The 20,639-nt window shown below is 68.3% G+C and carries 17 protein-coding genes; 1 reads left to right on the top strand and 16 read right to left on the bottom strand.

The window, feature by feature from the left end; all coding sequences use genetic code 11:
• The first annotated feature begins 116 nt into the window (after positions 1–116).
• Positions 117–1,910 (top strand): NAD(P)/FAD-dependent oxidoreductase, encoded by a 1,794-nt coding sequence (locus MRBLWH7_RS06290; RefSeq protein ID WP_342000305.1) that lies wholly within the window; start codon positions 117–119, stop codon positions 1,908–1,910.
• 401 nt (positions 1,911–2,311) lie between these two features.
• On the opposite strand, the gene MRBLWH7_RS06285 is transcribed toward MRBLWH7_RS06290, so the two are convergent.
• From MRBLWH7_RS06285 to MRBLWH7_RS06210, 16 genes are all read right to left on the bottom strand, one after another.
• On the bottom strand, positions 2,312–3,301 hold the full coding sequence (locus MRBLWH7_RS06285; RefSeq protein ID WP_342000304.1) for an ABC transporter permease: 990 nt from the start codon (positions 3,299–3,301) through the stop codon (positions 2,312–2,314).
• A complete protein-coding gene (locus MRBLWH7_RS06280) occupies positions 3,298–4,854 on the bottom strand; it encodes a sugar ABC transporter ATP-binding protein (protein WP_342000301.1) in 1,557 nt (518 codons plus the stop codon). The genes MRBLWH7_RS06285 and MRBLWH7_RS06280 overlap by 4 nt, the downstream gene beginning before the upstream one ends.
• A complete protein-coding gene (locus MRBLWH7_RS06275) occupies positions 4,854–6,236 on the bottom strand; it encodes a substrate-binding domain-containing protein (RefSeq protein WP_342000300.1) in 1,383 nt (460 codons plus the stop codon). The genes MRBLWH7_RS06280 and MRBLWH7_RS06275 overlap by 1 nt, the downstream gene beginning before the upstream one ends.
• Positions 6,237–6,336: 100 nt before the next feature.
• A complete protein-coding gene (locus MRBLWH7_RS06270; RefSeq protein WP_342000298.1) occupies positions 6,337–7,434 on the bottom strand; it encodes a zinc-binding dehydrogenase in 1,098 nt (365 codons plus the stop codon).
• Between the two features lie 55 nt (positions 7,435–7,489).
• Positions 7,490–8,452, bottom strand: a complete 963-nt coding sequence (locus MRBLWH7_RS06265; RefSeq protein ID WP_342000296.1) for a helix-turn-helix domain-containing protein — start codon at positions 8,450–8,452, stop codon at positions 7,490–7,492.
• 133 nt (positions 8,453–8,585) lie between these two features.
• Positions 8,586–10,238, bottom strand: a complete 1,653-nt coding sequence (locus tag MRBLWH7_RS06260) for an NAD(P)/FAD-dependent oxidoreductase (RefSeq protein ID WP_342000294.1) — start codon at positions 10,236–10,238, stop codon at positions 8,586–8,588.
• Between the two features lie 16 nt (positions 10,239–10,254).
• Positions 10,255–11,010: an SDR family oxidoreductase gene (locus MRBLWH7_RS06255; RefSeq protein ID WP_342000292.1), complete on the bottom strand. Its 756-nt coding sequence runs from the start codon at positions 11,008–11,010 to the stop codon at positions 10,255–10,257.
• Positions 11,011–11,116: 106 nt separating this feature from the next.
• Entirely contained in the window at positions 11,117–12,325 is a 1,209-nt protein-coding gene (locus MRBLWH7_RS06250; protein WP_342000289.1) for an MFS transporter, read from the bottom strand.
• Positions 12,326–12,350: 25 nt separating this feature from the next.
• Positions 12,351–13,157 carry an SDR family oxidoreductase gene (locus tag MRBLWH7_RS06245; RefSeq protein WP_342000276.1) on the bottom strand — a complete coding sequence of 269 codons (807 nt, stop codon included), beginning with the start codon at positions 13,155–13,157 and terminating at the stop codon, positions 12,351–12,353.
• Between the two features lie 49 nt (positions 13,158–13,206).
• The gene (locus MRBLWH7_RS06240) at positions 13,207–14,088 is read right to left on the bottom strand and encodes a TIM barrel protein (protein WP_342000271.1); all 882 of its coding nucleotides are present in this window, start codon (positions 14,086–14,088) and stop codon (positions 13,207–13,209) included.
• Positions 14,088–15,563 carry an NAD-dependent succinate-semialdehyde dehydrogenase gene (locus MRBLWH7_RS06235; RefSeq protein ID WP_342000268.1) on the bottom strand — a complete coding sequence of 492 codons (1,476 nt, stop codon included), beginning with the start codon at positions 15,561–15,563 and terminating at the stop codon, positions 14,088–14,090. The genes MRBLWH7_RS06240 and MRBLWH7_RS06235 overlap by 1 nt, the downstream gene beginning before the upstream one ends.
• Positions 15,560–16,798 (bottom strand): MFS transporter, encoded by a 1,239-nt coding sequence (locus MRBLWH7_RS06230; protein WP_342000264.1) that lies wholly within the window; start codon positions 16,796–16,798, stop codon positions 15,560–15,562. Before MRBLWH7_RS06230 ends, MRBLWH7_RS06235 begins: the two co-directional genes overlap by 4 nt.
• Positions 16,799–16,804: 6 nt before the next feature.
• Positions 16,805–17,560, bottom strand: coding sequence for a glucose 1-dehydrogenase (locus MRBLWH7_RS06225; protein ID WP_342000262.1), 756 nt, complete (start codon positions 17,558–17,560; stop codon positions 16,805–16,807).
• The gene (locus tag MRBLWH7_RS06220; protein WP_342000260.1) at positions 17,557–18,420 is read right to left on the bottom strand and encodes an SDR family oxidoreductase; all 864 of its coding nucleotides are present in this window, start codon (positions 18,418–18,420) and stop codon (positions 17,557–17,559) included. The genes MRBLWH7_RS06225 and MRBLWH7_RS06220 overlap by 4 nt, the downstream gene beginning before the upstream one ends.
• Positions 18,417–19,469: an acyl-CoA dehydrogenase family protein gene (locus MRBLWH7_RS06215; protein WP_342000259.1), complete on the bottom strand. Its 1,053-nt coding sequence runs from the start codon at positions 19,467–19,469 to the stop codon at positions 18,417–18,419. Before MRBLWH7_RS06215 ends, MRBLWH7_RS06220 begins: the two co-directional genes overlap by 4 nt.
• The gene (locus tag MRBLWH7_RS06210) at positions 19,466–20,602 is read right to left on the bottom strand and encodes an acyl-CoA dehydrogenase family protein (protein WP_342000258.1); all 1,137 of its coding nucleotides are present in this window, start codon (positions 20,600–20,602) and stop codon (positions 19,466–19,468) included. Before MRBLWH7_RS06210 ends, MRBLWH7_RS06215 begins: the two co-directional genes overlap by 4 nt.
• Positions 20,603–20,639 lie beyond the last annotated feature (37 nt).

The raw sequence follows: 20,639 nt of genomic DNA, 5'->3' as shown, positions 1-20,639 counted from the left end.
GGGCGGGATGAATATGCGGCCGAGGGTCGGCTGCCGCAAAGGTGGGACCCAGTTTCGCGATGGCGCGGGCTACTCCACGCCGTCATACGGTCACAACGCTGTGAATGGAGCATCAGATGACGATCGCAGCCCCCCTCGAAAAAAGCGCCGCGAGCAACGATCCGGGCGACGTGCTCGCCGACTGGCTCGAAGCCCTCGAGAACGCCCTGCGCGGCGGATCCACCGAGGCGCTCGCCCGGCTCTTCCTGCCCGACGCCACCTGGCGCGACTTCCTCGCGTTCGAGTGGGACCACTCCAACCGCATCGGCCGCGAGGCGCTCGTGGAACGCCTGGCCGAGTGGAGCACGAAATGGCACGCCTCGGGTTTCGTCCCCGACGAGGGTCAGGCTCCGGTCGTCATCGACGGCGCGGTCAACGCCTTCTTCCGATTCCGGACCGACGAGCGCTCGAACCGGGCCTTCGTCGTTCTCGTGCAGTCCGATGAGGGCTACGCGGCCGCTGTGCTTCAGACGCAGCTCGACGCACTAGAGCGGTTCCCGGAGCGGAGCCGCCACCACCGCAGAGACGGCAAGGTCTATGAAGTCGTCCCCGGCCGCACCCGATGGGCGGACGATCGGGCGAAGGAATCCTCTTTTACCGATTCAGAGCCCGTGGTCGTCGTCATCGGCGGCGGCCATAACGGCCTGGCGCAGGCAGCGAGGCTCACGGCACTAGGTGTGCCCACGCTTGTGATCGAGAAGAACGAGCGGATCGGCGACAACTGGCGCAAGCGCTATTCCGCGCTGGCGCTTCACAGCCCGATCTTCGCCGACGATCAGCCCTACATCCCCTTCCCCGACACCTGGACGGCGCACACCCCGAAGGACAAGCTCGCCGATTGGATGGAGTCGTACGCGAAGCTCCTGGATCTGAACGTATGGACGGGCACGGAGTTCCTCGACGCCGATTACGACGAGGACGCGCAGCGGTGGAACCTGCGCACACGTCTCGCAGACGGCTCCTTCCGTGAGCTGCACCCGCGCCATGTGGTCATCACCACCGGTTTGAACGGACCCCCTCGCATCCCGGAGGTGAGGGGCCTGGACACGTTCACGGGCGAGTGGGCGCACACGGGCGAGTATCAGCACGCGTCCCGGTGGGCGGGCAAGAGGGCGATCGTCATCGGCGCAGGCGTGAGCGCACACGAGCTGGCACAGGACCTCTGGGAGCAGGGCGCAGATGTGACGATGCTCCAGCGGTCCTCGACCTACGTCATCAGCCTGGAGGCGACGTTCAAGTACATGTACGGCCTGTACACGCAGGACAAGATCTGGACGAAGGACTACACGGATCAGGTCGCCTTCTCGCTTCCAAATCGCTCTCCTGCCGCTCTGGCAGGGCTGCAGAACATCGTTGCTGCGGCAGCCGAGCACGACCGGGAACTGCTGGACGGACTGACGGCGAACGGATTCAAGCTCGAGTGGGGCCCGGACAAGACCGGCGTGATCGGCCTGCACATGTCCGGCAAAGACGGATACCAGTTCGACCTCGGCGGATCGAGGTTGATCGCGGAGGGAAAGATCAAGGTCAAGCAGGGAGTGGAACTGGTGGAGGTCGACGGTGAGACTCTGATCTTCAGCGACGGTTCACGCGATCGCGCTGATCTGATCCTCTTCGCCACCGGATACGTGCAGTTCTGGGACTACCTGAAGACGCGGTTCGGCAAGGCCGCCGAGAAGATCGACCGAATCTACGTGCCGACAGACGATCAGGGTGAGTACCCGAACGCGTGGCGCCGCAGCGCGCAGCCGGGCCTCTGGTTCGGGCCCGGTTTCGTCCAGTCGTCGAGCTTCTTCTCGAAATGGCCGGCCTTCCTGATCAAGGCGATCGAGGAAGGCATCATCCCCCGCGATCCCGACGCGTCGGCCTGATTCGCGGGTGAGGAGCCGCGGAACCGAACCGATCGGCTCTGCGGCTCCTCTTCGTGTCGTGGATAGGTCGGAACGGTCAGCCGTCCGCTGCCGCGCTCAACGGTCTCGGGCGCGAAGTCCCCGACCGTCTACCGGTCGATGAAGGTCCCGAACGGGCGAATGTCTCGCTGAAGCTCTCCAGACTTCCTCCGTCATTCGCCACGATCGTCGGAGAGGCCTCGCCGCAGACCTGTGAGTTGAAGAAGTTCGGCCGCCCCACGCGGTCTGACCCGAACAATTCGGGCTGGTCGGGTGACCTCGCCCGCCTCCATCGCGTCGAAGAGGGCGGGGTCGGAACATAGTCCGACACGAGGACTCCGCATACGACGCCGCCGGCGCTCGGCGCCGGGCCCGGAGGTGCGTTAGCCCGATCGCTTCCGCGCCTGAGCGTCGGTGATGACCGCGAGGATGATCACGCATCCCTTCGTGATAGCGACCGCGGGCTGACCCGCGTTGATGCCTGCGAGCACGTTGTCGAGCACCGCGAAGACGATGAGGCCGATGGCCGTCCGCCACACCGAACCCTCGCCCCCGTAGAGCGAGGTTCCGCCGACAACGACCACTGCGATGGCGTTGAGCAGGAGGTCGGCGGACGAATTCAGCTGAGTCGACTGGATCGCACCGAGCTTGCTCGCGAAGAGCACTCCTGCGAACGCCGCGCTCGCTCCGACGATGAGGTACGCGCTCAGCCGCAGACCGTTCACCCGCAGTCCAGCGAGCCGGGACGCCTCTTCGCTGCCGCCGATCGACATGAGACGCCGACCGTACGGAGTGAGCCCGAGCACGAGCTGCCCGATCACGAAGAGGGCGACCAGGATGACGATGGGCATGGGGACCCCTGCCACCGTCCCGGTGCCGAGGTATCGCGCGCTCGGCGACTGGATGTTGATGATGTTGGTACCCATGAGTGCGACGGCGATCCCGCTGTAGACCGACGCTGTCGCGAGGGTCGCGATGAATGAGTTCACCTTGAATCGCGTGACGACTATGCCGTTCACGAGTCCCGCCGTCGCGCCGACTGCGAGCGCGGCCAGGAGAGCGATGCTCCAATGGACAGTGCTGGAGAGCACCGCGTAGACGGCTCCACCCCCGACGAAGACCGGCACGACGGAAAGGTCGAACGCACCCGTCACCATCAGGAACGTCATCGCGATCGCGATCACTCCGAGCCCGGCGTTCTGGACCAGGATGAGGCTGATGTTGGCCGGCGTCAGGAAATTCGGGTAGACGCAGGCTGCCGCCACCACGAGCACGCCGAGGAGGATCAACATCGCGTTCCGGTAGAGGAACGCGGATGGGCGTGGACTCCCCACGGAGCCGCCGACCGTCTTCATGCTCATCGTGGTTGTCATGAGGTCTCCGCATCCTGCTCGGTTCCGAACGCCAGCGCGAGAATCGCGTCGGCGGTGATGGGCTCGTCGCTTGAGTGCAGCTCTCCCGCCAGCCGGCCGGCGTTCAGGACGAGCGCCCGGCTGCAGAGCGCCGTCACCTCCTCCATCTCGGCTGACGCAAAGAGGACCGCCTGCCCTGAGGCGGCGCGAGCCTCGAGGTTCGAGATGATCGTCGCCTTGGCGCCGATGTCGATGCCTCGCGTCGGCTCATCGGCCAGGAGCACCCTGAGGCGTGTGAAGTCCCAGCGCGCGAGGAGCAGCTTCTGCTGATTGCCTCCCGACAGTGTCCCCGCGCGTTGGTCCAGGCGGCCGGGGTCGTACCCGGCACCGAGAGCGCTCGGCGCCGTGGCGTCACGCAGCGACCGCCGCGTCAGGCCCCCCGACCTCGTTGCACCCCGCAGCCGCGGCAATGCGATGTTCGTGGCGGCGGAGGCGCCCAGGAGGAGTCCCTCGGACTTCCTGCTCTCGGGGATCATCCCGATCCCCAAGCGCAACGCCGCGCGAGGGGAGCGTGGCCAGCGGACCTCTTGCCCGTCGATCCACATCCGGCCGCCGGTGCGCTTTCCGAGCCCCATGAGCGCACGGAGGATGGTCGATCGGCCAGAGCCGACGAGCCCTCCGAGGCCCACCAACTCGCCCTCTTCGATAGAGAACGAGATTTCTTCGACGGCGGCCTCGACCGTGAGTCCCTCGACGCGGAGCACCTCCTTGCTCGGGCGATGGCGCCGTGCGACCGAGATCTGCTCGCTCTCGGCTGCTTCCTCGGTGACGCCCTTTGCCCCGAGCATCGCCGACACGAGGGCGGACTTCCGTCGCTCGCCGGCCGACGATTCCAGTGCGACTCGGCCCTCCCGGAACACTGTGATGTCGTCCGCGACCTCGAGCACGTCGTCCAGGTGATGGCTCACCAGCACGAGAGTCGTTCCCTGGCTCCGCAGCTCCTTCATGACGTCGAGCAGCCGGCGCGATTCGGTGAGCGAGAGGCTCGCGGTCGGCTCGTCCAGCAGAAGGATGCGCGATCCGTGGTGCAGCGCTCGCATAATCTCGAGCAGCTGCTGCTCGGCCACGGACAGCCGCCCTGCGACGACATTGGGGGGGATCGAGACCCCCAGATACTCGTTCCAGCGCTGCAGCTCCCGACGCATCGCCCGCTCGTCGAGGAACGGGCCATTGCGGAGTTCATCCCCGAGGTGCAGATTCGCCTGGGTCGTCAGCGTCGGTACATTGGAGAGCTCCTGGTAGATGGCGCTGATGCCCGCCCGGAGCGCGTCGTGCGGCGCGCGGAAGTCCACCTGGTCGCCGAACACGGCGATCGACCCGCTGGTCGGCTGTACCCGGCCCGCGAGCATGCTGAGGCACGTCGACTTGCCGGCGCCGTTCTGGCCGATGAGTGCATGGATGGATCCGGGCCGGATCGTCAGCTCCTCGACCGCCAGGACCTGCACGGGTCCGTAGCTCTTGGTGAGGTCGCGGCACGCGAATGCCGCGACCTCACCGATTGCGAGAGTGCTCACTATCCTCGGGCCGAGGCGCTATCGACCGTGTCGGGCTCGAAGTCCTCGACCGTCGTCTGGTCGATGAACGTCCCGAACGGCGGCTCGGTGTCGCTGAACGACTCCAGCTTGGCCCCGTCGTTGGCGACGATGGTGGGGATCGTCTCGCCGGAGACGATCTGGTGCAGCAGCTGGACAGCCGCCCATGCCGAGTGGCCGGGATAGTTCGGGTTCGTCGCGGTGACGTCGCCGGCCACGATCGCATCGACCAAGCCCGGATCCGCTCCGGAGATGTACACGTCCACCTGATCCTCCAGGCCGGCGGACTTCACCGCTTCGACCACGCCCTGTCCGGTCTCCCACGACAGCACGTTGATGAACCCGGCGTCCGGGTTGTCGTTGAGGTACTGCTGCGCGAGCGCCTGGCCGGCCGCGGCATCCGTTCCCTTCACCTCAGAGATCGTGAGATCGACCTCGTTGCCGGTCGCCTCCAGCGCATTCTCCACCGCAAGGCCGTAGGAGGTCGCGCACCCACAGATCCCCACTGGATAGTTGATGGACAGGCCCTTCTCGCCCGCGTGATCGCCGTAGGCGACCTCCAGGAACGCCTGCCACGAAGCAGTCGTGCCCGTCGCGCCGCCGACGTACGCCAGGGTGCCGGGCGAGTACATCGCGGTGACCGGCTCCGCGTCGAGGCCGCACACCGGGTTGGACATCGGGACGACGAGGATGTTCGCCGCGGGCAGCTCCTTCGTCCACAGATCGCACTCCGTCGATCCGTCGACGGTCGTGCCGACGATCGCGTCGTACTTCCCGTCGTTGATCGCCTGCTGCAGTTGGCTGATCTGGAGATCGAGGTCGAAGCAGTTCTCGAGGAGCTCGGCCTCGTAGCCGTACTCCTCCGCCGCGGCTTGGGCCCAGGCCCACGCGATCTGGTAGAACCCCGTGCAGGAACCCGAGAAGGAGAACCCGATCCTCAGCTTCTTGTCCTTCTCGACGGTGATGGGTGCGGCGGCGCCCACGTCGATAGTGACCTGATCTCCGTCCACGGTTGGCGCGTTCTCGGCTGACCCGATCACTCTGCCTTCCCACGGGCCCGAGGTCGGGACCGACAGCGTGACCTCGTCGGACGGCGCACTGGGCGCCCCCGACGGGCCCGACGCCGGCGGCACATCGGTGGCGCAACCGGCGAGGAGCAGGGCCGCGGCGGCTGCGAGCGCTGCCGTTCGCACAAGGCGGCGAGGGCGCCGCGTGGTGCGACCGAGGGTGACAGTTGCACGGGTCATTGTTGTTGCCTCCAGGAACTTCGTTGTTCTGCGGTGGACTGTCACGACCGCGAGATGCTCGTGTGAGCGAAGGCGGCCGTTCCTTCTTTCGTTGATCGCGGTCGAATAAGCGAACATCCCGCGATTGGACCGAATCATATTGATGAGCCACCGGAGACGGCGCGAAACTGTCCCACCCCGCGAGACACCTGCCGTGCCGAATGGTGTCCGGCCCTGATCAGGCGTCGAGCGCCGGCGCGATGTACGCCTTCACCAGAGCGCCCGAACCGAGCGCGCGAATCGCTTCTTCCGCCTGCCCGAGGGGGAACACCTGCGGCGAGACCACCCCTTCGAGCGGTGAGCGCTCCTGGAAGCGCGCGAGCAGTTCGATCCCACGGAAAAGATGACCCGGGTCGGATCCGAGACACCCGACGATCCTCAGTTTGCGGTTGTTGAGCAAGACCGGATCGACGGCTGCCGTCGCCTCACCTGAGTAGAGCCCGACGATGGCGAGGGTTCCACGGACCGCGAGGAGCTCTATGCCGTCGGTGAACGCGGCGGGGACGCCGGCCGCTTCGAACACCAGATCTGCCCCGCGGCCGTCGGATGCGTCGAGCACAGCCATTCGGCGCTGTTCCACCGTCGTGGCGGCGATGTCGAGCACGTCGGTCGCGCCGAAGGCGGCCGCGGCCCGCAAGCGCTCCTCTCCGGTGCCGACCACGATGAGTCGTGCGAGCGGCAGATCGGACATCGCCAGTGTCGCAGCGAGACCCACAGGTCCCGAGCCGAGGACGACGGCGACCGATCCCCGCCGTATCTCCCCGACCTGATCAAGGGCGCTGAGCGCCGTCGGCATGGCGCAGCCGAATGCAGCAGCCGCCTCGAGCGGGAGGATGTCGGGCACTCGGTACATCGGCACGTTCGGGGCGATCGCCGCCACCTCTTGGAAACCGGCCGGCCCGTCCTCGTGAGCCGGGTAGGGCCACCGGAGATTCGCGCACGTAGACGGGTCGCGGTCGATCGTGCACGAGCGGCAGTGACCACACGCGGCGGGCGAGTACCAGAGGATCCGGTCGCCGAGGTGAAGCGGCGTACCCGCGGAGTCGGACGTACGGGCGCCCCCCACAGCGGTGACGATGCCCACCGCCTCGTGTCCGAGCGCGATGGGTCCCGGGGGAGCGGGAAGATGGCCGGCGAGCCGATGGGCGTCTGTCCCGCATACCCCGCCGTAGCTCACGGAGGCGAGCAGGCCGTCTTTGGGGACGATCGGATCGTCGAAGCTTTCGAGCCTGAGACCGGAGGTGCCGGGGTCGTAGACGACGCGTCGAACAGTCATGCTCGCTCCTTTGACAAGGGTTGGGAGCAGGCTATCGGGCCGATCGTTTATCTAGTCAACGAGTTCGACTATTCGATCGAATCTCGAACGGGAAACTGTCCGGCGCAACCCCGCCGCTCGCTGCCGTGATCCGCATGGCCACGCTGAGGAGCAGTCTGCCGAGTCGCTCGATCTGCATCTTGGACTGGGGGCGGGTGAAGCCCACGACGTTCACCGCCATCGACACTCTGCCGACAGAGTCGAAGACGGGCGACGAGATGAAGTCGACGTCGTAGGCACTGCTCTCGTTGAGCTCCGCTACGAGGTATCGCTCGTCCTTCATCTCGGCCAGCAGCTCGCCGACGTGCGCTTTCGCACCGTCGACGGTCTCTTCGTCCTCGAGACGATGGAGCACGAGTTGGAGACGCTCGCGAGCGTTCACGCGCAGCCCGAAGGTGTAGCCGCGCTCGCGTGCGGCCCTGACGGCGGACCGGATCTCGTCGTGATCGAGATCCGACGGCGTGTCATCGGACTTTTCGAACCACCGTTGCAGCTCTGCTTCGTCGCCCCACGCCAGAAAGACCGTGCCGATGGGCGGCGCGAACGGGATCCGCTCTCCCACCTCGTACCAGGGACTGCGGACCAGCCGATCGCCGTGACGAGCGAGGATCACGATCTCGTCGTCGGTCACCGTACTGGCGACGGCCTGCAGGCCCTCGGACGCGGCGAGCTGGGACAGGAGCGGACGCGAGAGGTTGAGGAGTGCGAGCCGGCTGCCTATCGCCGCATCGCCCAGTCCGATGATCGCGGGGCCAAGGCTCAGCCGACCATTGGTGCTCCGCCGCATGTAGGCGTTTTCGACGAGGACGCGCACGATGTCGTGGAGCGTCGCCTTGCTGATCCCTGTCTGACGGGCCAGTTCGGCGAACGTGTACTCCGACTCCGAGTTAAGGGCGAGGAAATCGAGCACGGCGACGGTTCGACCGGTGGGGCCGCTCTCCTTGACGAGCCGCTGTCGCCGGGCTTCGAAGTCCTCCATGCGCGCTCCTCCTGAGTCGCGTGCGGCCCGACTCGATGACCTCGGGTGGGCACCGGCCGACGCCCACCGTGATGATACGGCCAGACTAGCCGGAGGCTCGGATCTGAACGCGTCCGACCCTCGACGACCCGCCTCAGACGATCGTCCCGATCTCGACCTTCTCCACATTGCCGGCTCGCCCGGCCGCGAACGCATTGCCCCGGTCGGTCTGCTGAAGCTCTTTCACCCATCGGTACGTCCGGACCGGATGCAGGATCCCGGGCCAGAGATCGAGACGCCGCAGGCCGCGTGGGCGCGGGCGTGCCCATCTGGGGCGTGCTCGCTTGTTCGTGTCGCGCGCCAGCGTCCAGGCGCGGCGCCGCCAGCGCCGCGACATGAAGATGTAGTAGCCGACACCGTCGGACCACTGCGTCACCACCTTGCCCGACGGGCTCTTGTAGTAGTTGCTCGCGTCATAGAAGGCCGAGCCCGCGAGTCTCCCTTGGATGATCTCGTTGAAGCGCACGACCGCCTGCGGACGAACCTCGATGTGGTCGGCATCCTCCCGCACGACGGCCTTGATGGCCGCGCCGACGTACTTCGCCTGTTCTTCGAGCATCGAAGCCACCGCTCCGCCGTTGGTCAGCGGCCCGTACATCATGAAGAAGTTCGGGAAGCCCGGCGTGAGCACCCCGAGCAGCGCCTCCGGCTCGCCGTTCCAGGCCTGCTGGAGGCTCCTCCCGTCGGCGCCGTACACGTCAAGCGTCGTGATATAGCGCGTGTCGAAGCCGGTGGACAGCACGAGCACGTCGACGTCGTGGTGCTCTCCGGACGAGTCGACCACGCCCGATCGTGTGATGCGCTCGACCGCTCGGGGGACGAGTTTGACGTTCGGCAGCAGCAGAGCGGGGTAGAGGTCGTCCGCCATGATCGGACGCTTGCCTCCGAATGGATACTTCGGGGTGACGGCCTCGGCGAGGTCGGGGCGATCGGCGAATACGGTGCCGATGAACTTCCGGGCATTCGACTCGGCTGCCCGGTTCGCCTTCGTACCGGGCTTCAGGAGGCGAAGGCCGTGCTGCACCTTCTCGCGCCGCCACAGCATGTTGCTGCGGACAATGCGCTGCACGATCGGGGACCCTGCGGCGAGCCGCTCTTCCTCGGTGAGTGGGCGGCTGTTCTTAGGGAGGACCCATCCCGGCTCGCGCTGGAACATCAAGAGACTCTCGACGGTGTCCGCGATGCCGGGTACGAGTTGGGCGGCGGTCGAGCCGGAACCCACCACCGCGACCGCCCGCCCGGTCAGGTCGACTCCCGAATCCCATCGGGCCGAGTGCAGCACTGGTCCTTCGAACTCGTCGAGGCCGGGCCAGGTGGGAAGATTCGGAACATTGAGGAAGCCCACGGCGCTGACGACGAACTCGAACTCCTCCCGACTGCCGTCGAAGAGTTCGAGGGTGTAGCTGTGGCGATCGGCGTTCCAGGTCGCGGAGCGCACCTTCGTGTTGAAGCGAGTCCTCTCGGTCACCCCGAAGCGATCCGCGACCCTGGCGAGATACGCCTGGAGCTCGTCGCGCTGGACGAAGTTCCGGCTCCATGCCTCGGGGGCGTACGAGAACGAGTAGAGGATCGAGGGAGTGTCGACCTCGGCGCCGGGATAGCTGTTGTGCCACCACGTCCCGCCGATGCCGTCCGCCTCATCGAAGACGACGACATCCTCGAATCCGGCATCGATGAGTTCGACGGCTACGGCGATTCCGCTGAAGCCCGCGCCGATCACGGCCACGCGGGGAGTTCGTTCGGTCATGTCTGTGGTCCCTGCCTCACTGCGTGAGAAGCGAGCCGCCGTCGACGGGCACGAGGAGGCCGTTGACGTAGGTCGACACGGGGGCGAGGAGGAACACGATCGCCGCAGCGATGTCTTCGGGCTGCCCGGGGCGCTTGAAGGGGTTGCGGTCGACGATCGCCTTGCCTGCCTCGCTCTCGACATAGAACTCACGGGTGCGGGGGGTGATCGTCATTCCCGGAGCGACGGCGTTGGCGCGGATGCCGTTCGGGCGGTTGAGCGCCAGGTACTTCGTGTATCCGGCGATCGCGGCCTTCGCAGCCGGGTACCAGGACTGGCCGACACCGATGTGGAACCCCGCGACGGACGAGATGTTCACCACGTGCCCGTCCGCGGAGCCCTCGGTGGCGAGCCAGGTACGCGTCACGAGCTCGACACTGCCGGCCGAGATCCGCAGAGCGTCGTCGAACGCGAACTCGGAGGTCGACGCGGGGCCGGCGTTGTTCACCAGGAATCCCGCCGGTCCGAGACGCTCGGTGGTCTGCTCGAAGGCCTGCCCCACCGCGGCCGCGTCGGTCACGTCCACGGTCAGGCCGATGGCGCGCCCTCCGGCGGCAGTGGCGGCATCCGCCCACTCGGCGATCGCGTCCGCTGACAGATCCCACCCGGAGACGGCGACCCCGGCCGCGAGAAGGGTGTCCGCGGTCGCACGACCGATCCCGGACGCCGCGCCGGTTACCACCGCGACGGCGTCGTCGGGGAAGTGAAGGAAGTCGAATGAAGTCTCAGCCACGGTCCATCTCCAGTGATCGTTCGGGGGTGGTGGCGTCGGCGCCACTCGCATACTGTAGCAAGAGTTCGGCTATGCGAAAACAGTGTTCACTTATTCGATCTAGTGCCTAGGTGCGATCTGACCGCTCGACCTCGCGCAAGACCGTCACGACGAGCGTCAGGGCGAGCAGGAACGCGACGACGATCGCACCGGTGACGCCGGCCCACCCCATCGCCCCAAACAACAGCCCGACTCCCCAGCCCAGGAGTGCCGCGCCGCTCTGCCCGGCGAGTTGATAGGTCGCGGTCGAGAGCGCCCGATCCCTGCGCGCATGCTGCGGGACCCACCCGCTCAGCAGAGCCTGCGCGGTGAATGCGCCCATCGTCACGAGTGCGAGGCCGAGGATGAGCGGCACGAGGTGGGTCGCGTTCATGACCACTGCGCCGCTCGCCCCGGCCACGTACGCGCCGATGAGGATCCGGACCCTCCCTACTCGCCGCACCACGCGGCCGACGAAGTACACCGTCGCCGAGCCGATGGCGAACACCGCGTACACCAGCACGGAAAGCGTCGGGGGGACGGAGAACTCGGGGCTGAGCAAGCGGAATCCGACGTAGTTGTATGCGATCGCGACGATCGCCGTGAGGAAGAACGTCGACACGAGGAGCGCGACGAGGCCCCGATCGCGGAAAATGCGCCCGAACGCGCGGGGGAGCTCGCGCGCCGTACCTCGCTCGCGCGGGCTGAACCGTCGGGACGGGGGAACGATGGTGATGAATCCTATTGCGAGCGCGAATGCGACGACAGCGAGCACGCCGATGCCGATTCGCCACGTGGTCCACTCCGTCACGAGACCGGCGACGATGCGGCCGAACAGCGCTCCGAACCCGTTCCCGGCGACGAAGGTGCTCGCGGCGGAGGCGACGTAGGGTGCGTGGATCTCTTCGGCCAGATACGCCATCGCCACTGCGACGATCGCCCCGAGGCCGAGCCCGATGAGAAACCGCGAGATCACGAGGAGTTCGAGCGTGGGAGCCAGCGGCGAGACGAGCCCGAGGATGCCCGACCCCATGATCGCCCACTTCATAACAGGTACGCGGCCGACCCGGTCCGAGAGGGTCGCCCACGGGACGACCGAGACCGCGATGCCGACGGAGCCCGCCGCCACGGTCAGAGCGGCGGAGGCGGGCGAGGCATCGAATTCCGCGGAGAGCTCCGGCAGCACCGCTTGAACGTCGAAGAGCTGCACGAACATGGCGAATCCGGCGAAGAAGAGCGCCAGGGAGACTCGCCGGAAACTCGGGTCGCCGGGGAGATGACCCTGAAGGTCGCTCATAGCCCGATCCGTCACGACCGCGGGCTCACTCGGACGGGTAGAGGATGCCATCCGAGCCCGTCGGGCGAGTGAACCAACCGTGAGAGAGGAAGCCGCCGTCGACGGGTAGCGCGGCGCCCGTGATCCAGGACGCCCCGTCGCCGCACAGGAACGCGACCGGTTCGCCCATCTCGTCGATCTCGGCGATCCGGCCGAGCAGTGACGCCTCGCGGCCGATCTCGTCCAGGCGGTCGCCCATGATGCGCACACTCATCGGGGTGCGCATGTAGCCCGGGGCGACGGCGTTGACCCGGATCCCCACGCGGCCGAACTCGATGGCCGCGGTCTTCGTCAGCCCGATCACTCCGTGCTTCGCGGCGTTGTACGCGGCACGCCCGGGCAGCCCGGTGAGTCCGGCGGTGGAGGCGACGTTCACGATCGATCCTCCGGGGTTGGCGAGCATCGCGCGGATCTGGTGGCGCATGCACTGCCACACCGCGGTGAGGTTGATGTGCAGCACGCGGTGCCAGTCGTCGTCCGGGTAGTCCATCGTGTTGATCTTCGGCCCTTCGATGGCCGCGTTGTTCACCGCCGCGTCGAGTCGGCCGTGCCGCTCCAGTGCGGTGTCGACGGCACGGGCGATATGCTCCTCGTCGGTCACATCGCAGTGGACGAAGGATGCCGCGCCCCCGGCTACTACGACCTGTTCGACGCACTCCGCACCGCCGACGTCATCGCGATCGGCGACGACGACGTTCCCGCCCTGACGGGCGATCGCGCGGACGATGCCCCTGCCCATCCCGACACTTCCTCCGACGACGAGAACGGTCTTGCCTGCCAGGTGATCTGTCATGGGTGTGGCCCTCCTTCGGACGCGGTGATCCTATGAGCGGCGCAGATCTTCAGAGTCGAAGGATCCCGCTCGACGGGACCGCGGAGCGTGGGTTCGGTCCGCCGGCCGCGAATCCGTCTCCGCGCAGGGCCTCGAGCAGCGCGATGGCGCGACGCTCACCGGCCTCGCCCGTCTGTGACGGCGTGAACTCCGCCTCCACGGGGTCGGTCCACCCGAGATCTCGGAGCGTGCCGAAGATCTCGGTGAAGGGAAGAGAGCCCGCCCCCGGTTCGACCCTTCCGGGCACATCGGCGATCTGGACGGCGCACCAGAGTCCGGCGTTCAGCCGCAGGGCTTCGGATACGTCGTCACCCTCGAGCGCGATGTGGCAGGTGTCCGCGACGAGGCGGAGGCTGGGGTGGGAGACGTAGTCGACGATGGCTCGCGCTGTGGCGACCCGGCTGACGAGCACCCCCGGGACGCGCTGCGGGCTGACCGGCTCGAGGCCGATCGTGATCTGGTGCCGGACCGCCTCGTCTGCAGCCAGCGCGAGACCGGCGGCCGCGTGCCGCTGCTGCGCGGCGGGGTCCGTGCCGTCGTCGTGCACGATGACGGTGAGAAGCTTCGCTCCGGCCCGATCCATCGCCGCCGCGGCAGCCTGGATCGCCGGCCGGGGGTCCATCCCGGGGTCCGTCCAGGTCACCGTGTGCGCTGCCGCGAGCGTGCACGTGCCGAACCACAGGCTCCGCGCGGCCAGGGCCCTGCCCATCCGCCGCTGATCGCGCACGCTTCGCTGCAGCAGCGAGTTGTCGAAGACGCCGGCGAAGCCGAGGTCAGCGGCCGCCAGAATCTGATCGACGGGATCGACTGAGCCGGCTGTCTCACGGAGCAGCGGGGAATCGGGGCCGGAGATCCCGAGGTGCGCAGCAACCCGGGGGTACAGACCCTCCATCACCGGTACGGGTTCGGAGTGAGCGTGTACTTCATCGAGAGGTAGTCGTGAATGCCCTCGGCACCGCCCTCGCGACCGAAGCCGGACTGCTTCACGCCGCCGAACGGCGCCGCGGCGTTGGACAGCACGCCGACGTTCCAGCCGAGCATCCCCGTCTCAAGCTGCTCCATCAGGCGCTGACCGCGCGACACGCTCTCGGTGTACGCGTACGCCACGAGACCGTACTCGGTGGCGTTCGCCGCGGCGATCGCGTCGTCCTCGTCGCGGAAGCTGCTGATCGCTGCAACGGGCCCGAAGATCTCCTCGCTGCCGATCCGGGCATCGCGGGGTACGTCGCTCAGAACGGTCGGGGCGTAGAAGGATCCCGCTCCCTCGATCGCCCCGCCTTCGAGCACCGGCCGCGCGCCTCGCGACACCGCGTCGGTCACGAGCCGGCCCGCCTTGTCGACGGCGCGGTCGTCGATCAGCGGACCGATCTCTACATCGGGTTCTGTTCCGCGGCCGATCTTCATCGCCTCCACCCGGCGCGCGAAGCGATCGGCGAACGCCCCGGCGACCGACTCGTGAACGAGAAGGCGGTTTGCGGCGGTGCATGCCTGGCCGATGTTGCGGAACTTCGCCTGCAGCGCGCCCTCCACTGCGGCGTCGAGGTCGGCGTCTTCGAAGACGAGAAACGGCGCATTCCCGCCCAGTTCCATCGAGACCCGGAGGATGTTCTCGGCCGCCTGTGCGATAAGTGTTCGGCCAACCTCGGTGGAGCCGGTGAAGCTGAGTTTGCGGAGCCGCGCATCTTTCAGAACCGCGCCCGAGAGGGCCCCGGATGCCGATGTGGTGACGACGTTGACGACGCCGTCGGGGAGACCCGCCTGCTCCAGGACCCGGGCGAACGCCAGCGTGCTCAGGGGAGTGAGCGCAGCGGGCTTGATGATGCTCGTGCAGCCCGCCGCGATCGCGGGAGCGACTTTGCGCGTAGCCATCGCCAGCGGGAAGTTCCACGGGGTGATGAGAAGGGCCGGACCGACTGGGTGATGCGACAGGATCATCCGCCCAGTGTTCTCGGGATTGCTGCCGTACCACCCGCCGATGCGGACCGCCTCCTCGGCGTACCAGCGGAGAAACTCGCTGGCGTAGTCCACCTCCGCGTACGACTGCGGGAGCGGCTTTCCCATCTCCAGGGTCATGAGGAGGGCGAACTCGTCACGGCGCTGCTGCACCAGTTCGTACGCCCGGGTCAGCACCCGCGCTCTGTCGCGGGCGCTCGACCTCGCCCACCCGCGCTGAGCGCCGGAGGCGGCGTCGAGGGCCGCGACGCCCTCGCGGGCGCCGGCGTCGGCTATGGCGGCCAGCGTCTTGCCCGACGACGGGTCGCGCACGGCGATGCGCGCTTCAGTCTGGACCCAGCGTCCTCCGATGAAGAGGCCGTCGGGGACGTCCGCGATGACGGAACGCTCGTCGAGCGAGGTAGCGATGGTCATGTTGCCTCCTTGAACTGCGCACTGGCGGGTCCCGGCGGACCTGGCCGGGTGGTGAGGACGAGTCCGATCAGGCTGACCACCGCGAATGCCACGACAGCCGCCTCGAACGCCAGAAAGGCGTTTGCGAGGCCCAGCGTGGACGCCAGTGCGCCGACGAGGATGGTGGGGAGCGCGAGTCCGACGTACGCCGCGACGTACACCGCGCTGATCGCGCCCGCCCGGTGTTCGGGGTCGGCTGCTGTCGTCAGCATCCGGAGGGCGCCCAGCAGGGACGCACCGACGCCGATGCCTGCGATCGCGGTGCCCGCGAGATAGGCGGTCAGGGAGCTCAGCGACGTGCCGAGGATCGTGAGTCCTGCGCCCGGGATGAGGCTGATCACGGTCACGATCATGATGGTGGCCGCAGACTGCTTCGCGAGCACGAAGGCCGCGACCGCCCCCGGCAGGCACATCGTCAGGACAACGACTGCGCCGAGGATCGCCCCGGAACCGCCCACGAGGTCGCTGAGCAGCACGGGCGCCAGAGAGAGGGTCACGCTGGATGCCGCCCACGCGAGGAAGAGGCCAAGCATCGTCCAGGGCGCTTCGCGACGAACCCGCCGGGGGATGTGGATACGGGGAACGAGCGAGGCGGCCAGCCCCGGCACGCGGCGCCAGGACTCCGGCGACAACGAGATGCTGACCAATTCGCCGGCGAAGATCACGAGGAGGAGGCCGAAGACAACCATCGGCGTCGAGGGCCAGACCAGCGCCGCCACGCTCCCGAGAATGGCGCCGACCGCGGTGCCGATCACCGCCCCCGCGCTGTTGACCAGACTGGCCAGGTGGGGACGCCCGACGGGTGCGAGCTCGACGAGATACGCGCCGACCGCGCCCAGGGCGACCCCGGTCGACAGTCCCTGCAGCAGGCGACCCGCTATCAGGACCGGCGTCGCCGTGGCGACGAGCAGGAGGACCATCGAGCAGATGAGTCCCGCCAGCGAGACGATGATCACCGGCTTGCGGCCGAGGTGATCCGAGATTGATCCGGCGATGAGAAGAGCGAGCAGCAGCCCGATCGGGTAGCCGCTGAAGGCGAACGAGATGTCGATGTGAGTGAGCCCGATCGTCTCCTCGTAGAAGGGATAGAGAGGGGATGGCGCGCTCGAGGCGGCGAGGATGGTGACGATGATCCCGCTCGAGGTCCAGAACGCCGCGCTCCGGCTGAGATGCGGGCGAGGTCGGTGGGAGTCCATGGCTCTTCAGGCGACGGCGCTGGGGTCGCGGTGCGGGATGCCGGCGGTCAGGCCGCCGTCGATCACGAACTCCGCCCCCGTGCAGTACGCGGACTCGTCCGAGGCGAGGAACGCCACCATCGCCGAGACCTCTTCGGGCCGGGCCCCTCGCCCCATCGGGATCGCGAGGCGCGTCGGGCCCAGGGACTCGGACATCGGGGTCAGGATCAGCCCCGGATGCACCGAGTTGACGCGGATTCCCCACGGCGCGCATTCCATGGCCGCCGCCTTGGTCATTCCCGTCACCGCCCACTTGCTCGCCGTATAGGCGAAGAGGTGGTCGGTGCCGCGCAGCCCGTCGACCGAGGAGATGTTGACGATCGACCCGGAGGACTGCGCCTTCAGGAGCGGCATGACAGCTGCCGTGCCGAGGTACACGCCGGTGGCGTTCACGTTCATCACCCGCTCCCAGGTCTCGCGCGGGGTCGAGTCCACGTCACCCCGGGCAAGGAGCCCCGCGTTGTTAATGAGCGCGTCGACGCGCCCGAACCGCTCGACCGCACGATCGAGCGCGTCCGACCAGTCGGCCTCCCGGGTCACGTCCAGCCTCACCGGCAGGGCTGCCTCGCCGAGTTCGCGGGCAAGCACCGCGGTGCCCTCCTCGTCGATGTCCGCGAGCACGACCAGCGCTCCTTCGGCGACGAGACGGCGTGCGTGCGTCTGGCCCATCCCCTGGGCGGCTCCCGTGACGACGACCACCTTCTCCGCGAGGCGCTCGGTCACCGGGTCGGCTCCAGCGGCACGCGCAGCAGGTCGGCGCCCGAGGAGACATCCGCGATGCCGTGGGCGAGCGGACCCTCGATGGCGTCCGCGATCTCCTCCGCGGTCCATCCGTCCGCCGACGCCTCCGCCGACAGCGGGACCGGCGAGGGATAGAGCCCGGCGACGGTGCCGGTGAACCGGACGATCTGACCGGTGATCCGTCGTGAGCGATCGGAGAGGAGATAGGTCACGACCGGTGCGATCTGCTCGGGGTCGGGAGGCGGGGCGAGCTGGTTGACGGCCAGCGCGAACATGTCGGTGTTGGCGACCGGGGAGATCGCATTGACACGGATGCCGGCATCCGCCAATTCGGTCGCCCAGGTCCACGCGAGCGTCGCGACCGCACCCTTGCTGGCTCCGTAGGCGCCGATCCCCGGCAAGCCGGTGCGCGCCCCCGATGTGACCAGCACGACCGATCCGCCGCCGCTGTCGCGCATGGCCTTCGCGGCGGGCACGACGACGTTCGCGACGCCGACGACGTTCACCCGGAAGTGCCACTCGAGGTTCGCGGTGGTCTCCTCCCAGATCGACGCCGCACGCATGACCCCGGCATTGGCCACGACCCCGTCCAGTCGGCCGAACTCGCCGAGCGCCGTGTCGACGAGCCTGACGCCGACGCGCGTCTCATCCGTGGCGCCGGGCGCGGCGACGGCCGGGAACCCTGCGGCGGAAAGGTCGGCCACGGTGCGGTCGGCGGAGACGGAGTCGATGTCGTTGACGACGATCGAGGCGCCGGCTGCTCCGGCGGCGAACGCATATGCTCGCCCGAGCCCGCGGCCGGCACCCGTGACGATGACGGACTTTCCCTCGAGCAGCGTCATCTCCCGGGGCCGTTCGTCTCGGCCGCGATCAGCGGGTAGTAGCCGTCGGCACCCCCCGCGCGCACCGCGTCGAGGACGACGCCGCGCCACAGGCTCAGCGAGCCGTAGTCGTGCGCCCACTGCCAGAGGTGGCGGGTCACGACGTGCAGCGGGTACTCCCGGGTGACGCCCATAGCGCCGTGCGCCTGGTGCGCCGCCTTGGTGGACTCCCTCGTCGACGCCCGCGCCACGAGGGTGGCGGCGGCGATGTCGAAAGCGGGATCGGGGGAGGAATCGAGAGCGGATGCCACGAGATCGGCCGTCATCCCGACGAGCGCCGCATCTTCGGCGAGGCGTGCCAGATGCACCTGGACCGCTTGGAACTTGGCGACGGGCTGCCCGAACTGGACCCTCTCGGCGGTGTACCGGACGCTGAGATCGCGGGCCCGCTCCAGTCCGCCGGCGATGAGTGCGACGCGGGTGGCCGCCGCCCGCCGGAGGAGCCGGCCCGCATCGACCGTGCTGGGTGCGACGCGGGCGGGCGCTGCCTGGTCGAGCACGACTCTGCTGCGCGGTGTGCCGGCGAGGGTGTGCGCGGTCGCGCTCACCGCCAGCGCCTCCGCGGGCACCTCCACGACCACCGGACCGTCGGGTCCTTCGGCCAGAGCGACGAGGTACGCGGCGTGCTCCGCCCAGGCGACACCCGACACCTCTCCGGCGACGGTCCGGCCGTCGTAGGTCAGCGTCCCGCCGAGCGGGGGTGCGAACGCCACCAGTCGGGGTTCGATCTCGAGCCCCGCCTGGGTGAGCAGCCACCCGGCGAGCAGCCCGGACTCGGCGATCGGCGCACCCGAGCCATGGGCGCCCAGCGCCCGGAGGACGGCGAACGCGTCCTCGTGCGAGCCGCCGGAGCCGCCGAGATCCTCATCGAGCGACACGTACGGGAAGCCGAGCTCGAGCAGGGCCTCCCACGCGGCGAGGCTCGTCTCGGGCTTCGCCTGGTCGGCCGGTCCCCACGCGCTGAGCACCTCGTCGACGACCTCGGCGATCTGGTCGCTGTCGTCGCTCATCGCAGCCCCCTCGTGATGATGGTGCGGAGGATCTCGGTGGTCCCTCCGCGGAGTGTCCAGGCCGGGTTATTGAGGACGGCGGCGAAGAGGAGCCCGCGGAACGATCCGGGTTCGTCCTCGACCACGTCCTGCTCGGCGACGTCCAGCAGGTCGGCGACGAGCTTCTGCTCGAACCGCGTCCCGATGTCCTTGACGAGCGCCGACTCGTGAGCGGGAGCCTCCCCCCGATCGATCTTGCGTGCGATCTGCAGGGAGAGCCGCCGCATCGCCCACCAGGCCGCCGTGGCGTCCGCGACGACAGCGGCGTAGGCATCCGGAAGCCCGTCGGCGTGCTCGCGGAGCAGCTGCTCGACGAGGAGGTACGGCGACAGCCACCGCTCGGGTCCGCCCCGCTCGTACACGAGCTCCGCGACGTTCTGGCTCCAGCCCGCCCCCACCTCGCCGACCAGGAGGTCATCGGGCACGAAGACGTCAACCATCGACACCTCGTTGAACTCCGAGGTCCCGTCGAGGAACTCGATCGGCTTCACCGTCACGCCCTCCCCGTGGAGGTCGACGATAAGGCGCGACAGGCCCTGCCTGCGGTCCTCCTCGTCGCTGGTGCGGCACAGGATGATGAACCAGTCGCTCTCGTGCGCTCCGCTCGTCCAGATCTTGGTGCCGTTGACCCGCCAGCCGCGCTCGACCTTGACAGCGCGGGTGGCGACGGCGGCGAGGTCGCTGCCGGCATCCGGTTCACTCATCCCGAGGGCGAACGACAGCTCACCCGCGCAGATGGGATCCACGAACCGACGGCGCTGCTCGGGGGTGCCGTAGCGGGCGAGGATCGGCGCGATCTGGCGGTCGGCGTTCCAGTGGTGCTCGACCGGCGCGCCCCATCGCAGCAGCTCCTCCACGACGATGAATCGCTCCACCGCCGAACGCCCCGCCCCGCCGTGCTCCGCGGGGATCGACATCCCCAGCCATCCCCGCTGGGCCAGCTTCCTCGAGAACTCCGGGTCGCGTCCGCCGACCATCCCGAGTCCGGGGACGAAGCTGCCCCTCGGAAGCTCTGCCGCGAGGAACTCGCGGACCTCGCTCTGCAGGGCGAGTTCGGTCGCCGTAAGCTCCGTATCGCGCGCCGTTGCTGACATGTCACCCCTCTGTATCCATCGGCCAGGCTACGAGTCG

Source organism: Microbacterium sp. LWH7-1.2, assembly GCF_038397755.1.
Taxonomy (GTDB): domain Bacteria; phylum Actinomycetota; class Actinomycetes; order Actinomycetales; family Microbacteriaceae; genus Microbacterium.
The sequence above is the reverse complement of the archived record's forward strand: the minus strand, read 5'-3'. Positions and strand labels throughout refer to the sequence as shown.

What these genes read in the sequence shown, in the direction of transcription:
- MRBLWH7_RS06250 (WP_342000289.1), bottom strand. Translation starts at nt 12,325, where the DNA reads ATGAGCGACCTTCAGGGTCATCTCCCCGGCGACCCGAGTTTCCGGCGA.
- MRBLWH7_RS06275 (WP_342000300.1), bottom strand. Translation starts at nt 6,236, where the DNA reads ATGTTCGCTTATTCGACCGCGATCAACGAAAGAAGGAACGGCCGCCTT.
- MRBLWH7_RS06260 (WP_342000294.1), bottom strand. Translation starts at nt 10,238, where the DNA reads ATGACCGAACGAACTCCCCGCGTGGCCGTGATCGGCGCGGGCTTCAGC.
- MRBLWH7_RS06285 (WP_342000304.1), bottom strand. Translation starts at nt 3,301, where the DNA reads ATGACAACCACGATGAGCATGAAGACGGTCGGCGGCTCCGTGGGGAGT.
- MRBLWH7_RS06215 (WP_342000259.1), bottom strand. Translation starts at nt 19,469, where the DNA reads ATGAGCGACGACAGCGACCAGATCGCCGAGGTCGTCGACGAGGTGCTC.
- MRBLWH7_RS06220 (WP_342000260.1), bottom strand. Translation starts at nt 18,420, where the DNA reads ATGACGCTGCTCGAGGGAAAGTCCGTCATCGTCACGGGTGCCGGCCGC.
- MRBLWH7_RS06245 (WP_342000276.1), bottom strand. Translation starts at nt 13,157, where the DNA reads ATGACAGATCACCTGGCAGGCAAGACCGTTCTCGTCGTCGGAGGAAGT.
- MRBLWH7_RS06230 (WP_342000264.1), bottom strand. Translation starts at nt 16,798, where the DNA reads ATGGACTCCCACCGACCTCGCCCGCATCTCAGCCGGAGCGCGGCGTTC.
- MRBLWH7_RS06235 (WP_342000268.1), bottom strand. Translation starts at nt 15,563, where the DNA reads ATGACCATCGCTACCTCGCTCGACGAGCGTTCCGTCATCGCGGACGTC.
- MRBLWH7_RS06210 (WP_342000258.1), bottom strand. Translation starts at nt 20,602, where the DNA reads ATGTCAGCAACGGCGCGCGATACGGAGCTTACGGCGACCGAACTCGCC.
- MRBLWH7_RS06270 (WP_342000298.1), bottom strand. Translation starts at nt 7,434, where the DNA reads ATGACTGTTCGACGCGTCGTCTACGACCCCGGCACCTCCGGTCTCAGG.
- MRBLWH7_RS06265 (WP_342000296.1), bottom strand. Translation starts at nt 8,452, where the DNA reads ATGGAGGACTTCGAAGCCCGGCGACAGCGGCTCGTCAAGGAGAGCGGC.
- MRBLWH7_RS06240 (WP_342000271.1), bottom strand. Translation starts at nt 14,088, where the DNA reads ATGGAGGGTCTGTACCCCCGGGTTGCTGCGCACCTCGGGATCTCCGGC.
- MRBLWH7_RS06290 (WP_342000305.1), top strand. Translation starts at nt 117, where the DNA reads ATGACGATCGCAGCCCCCCTCGAAAAAAGCGCCGCGAGCAACGATCCG.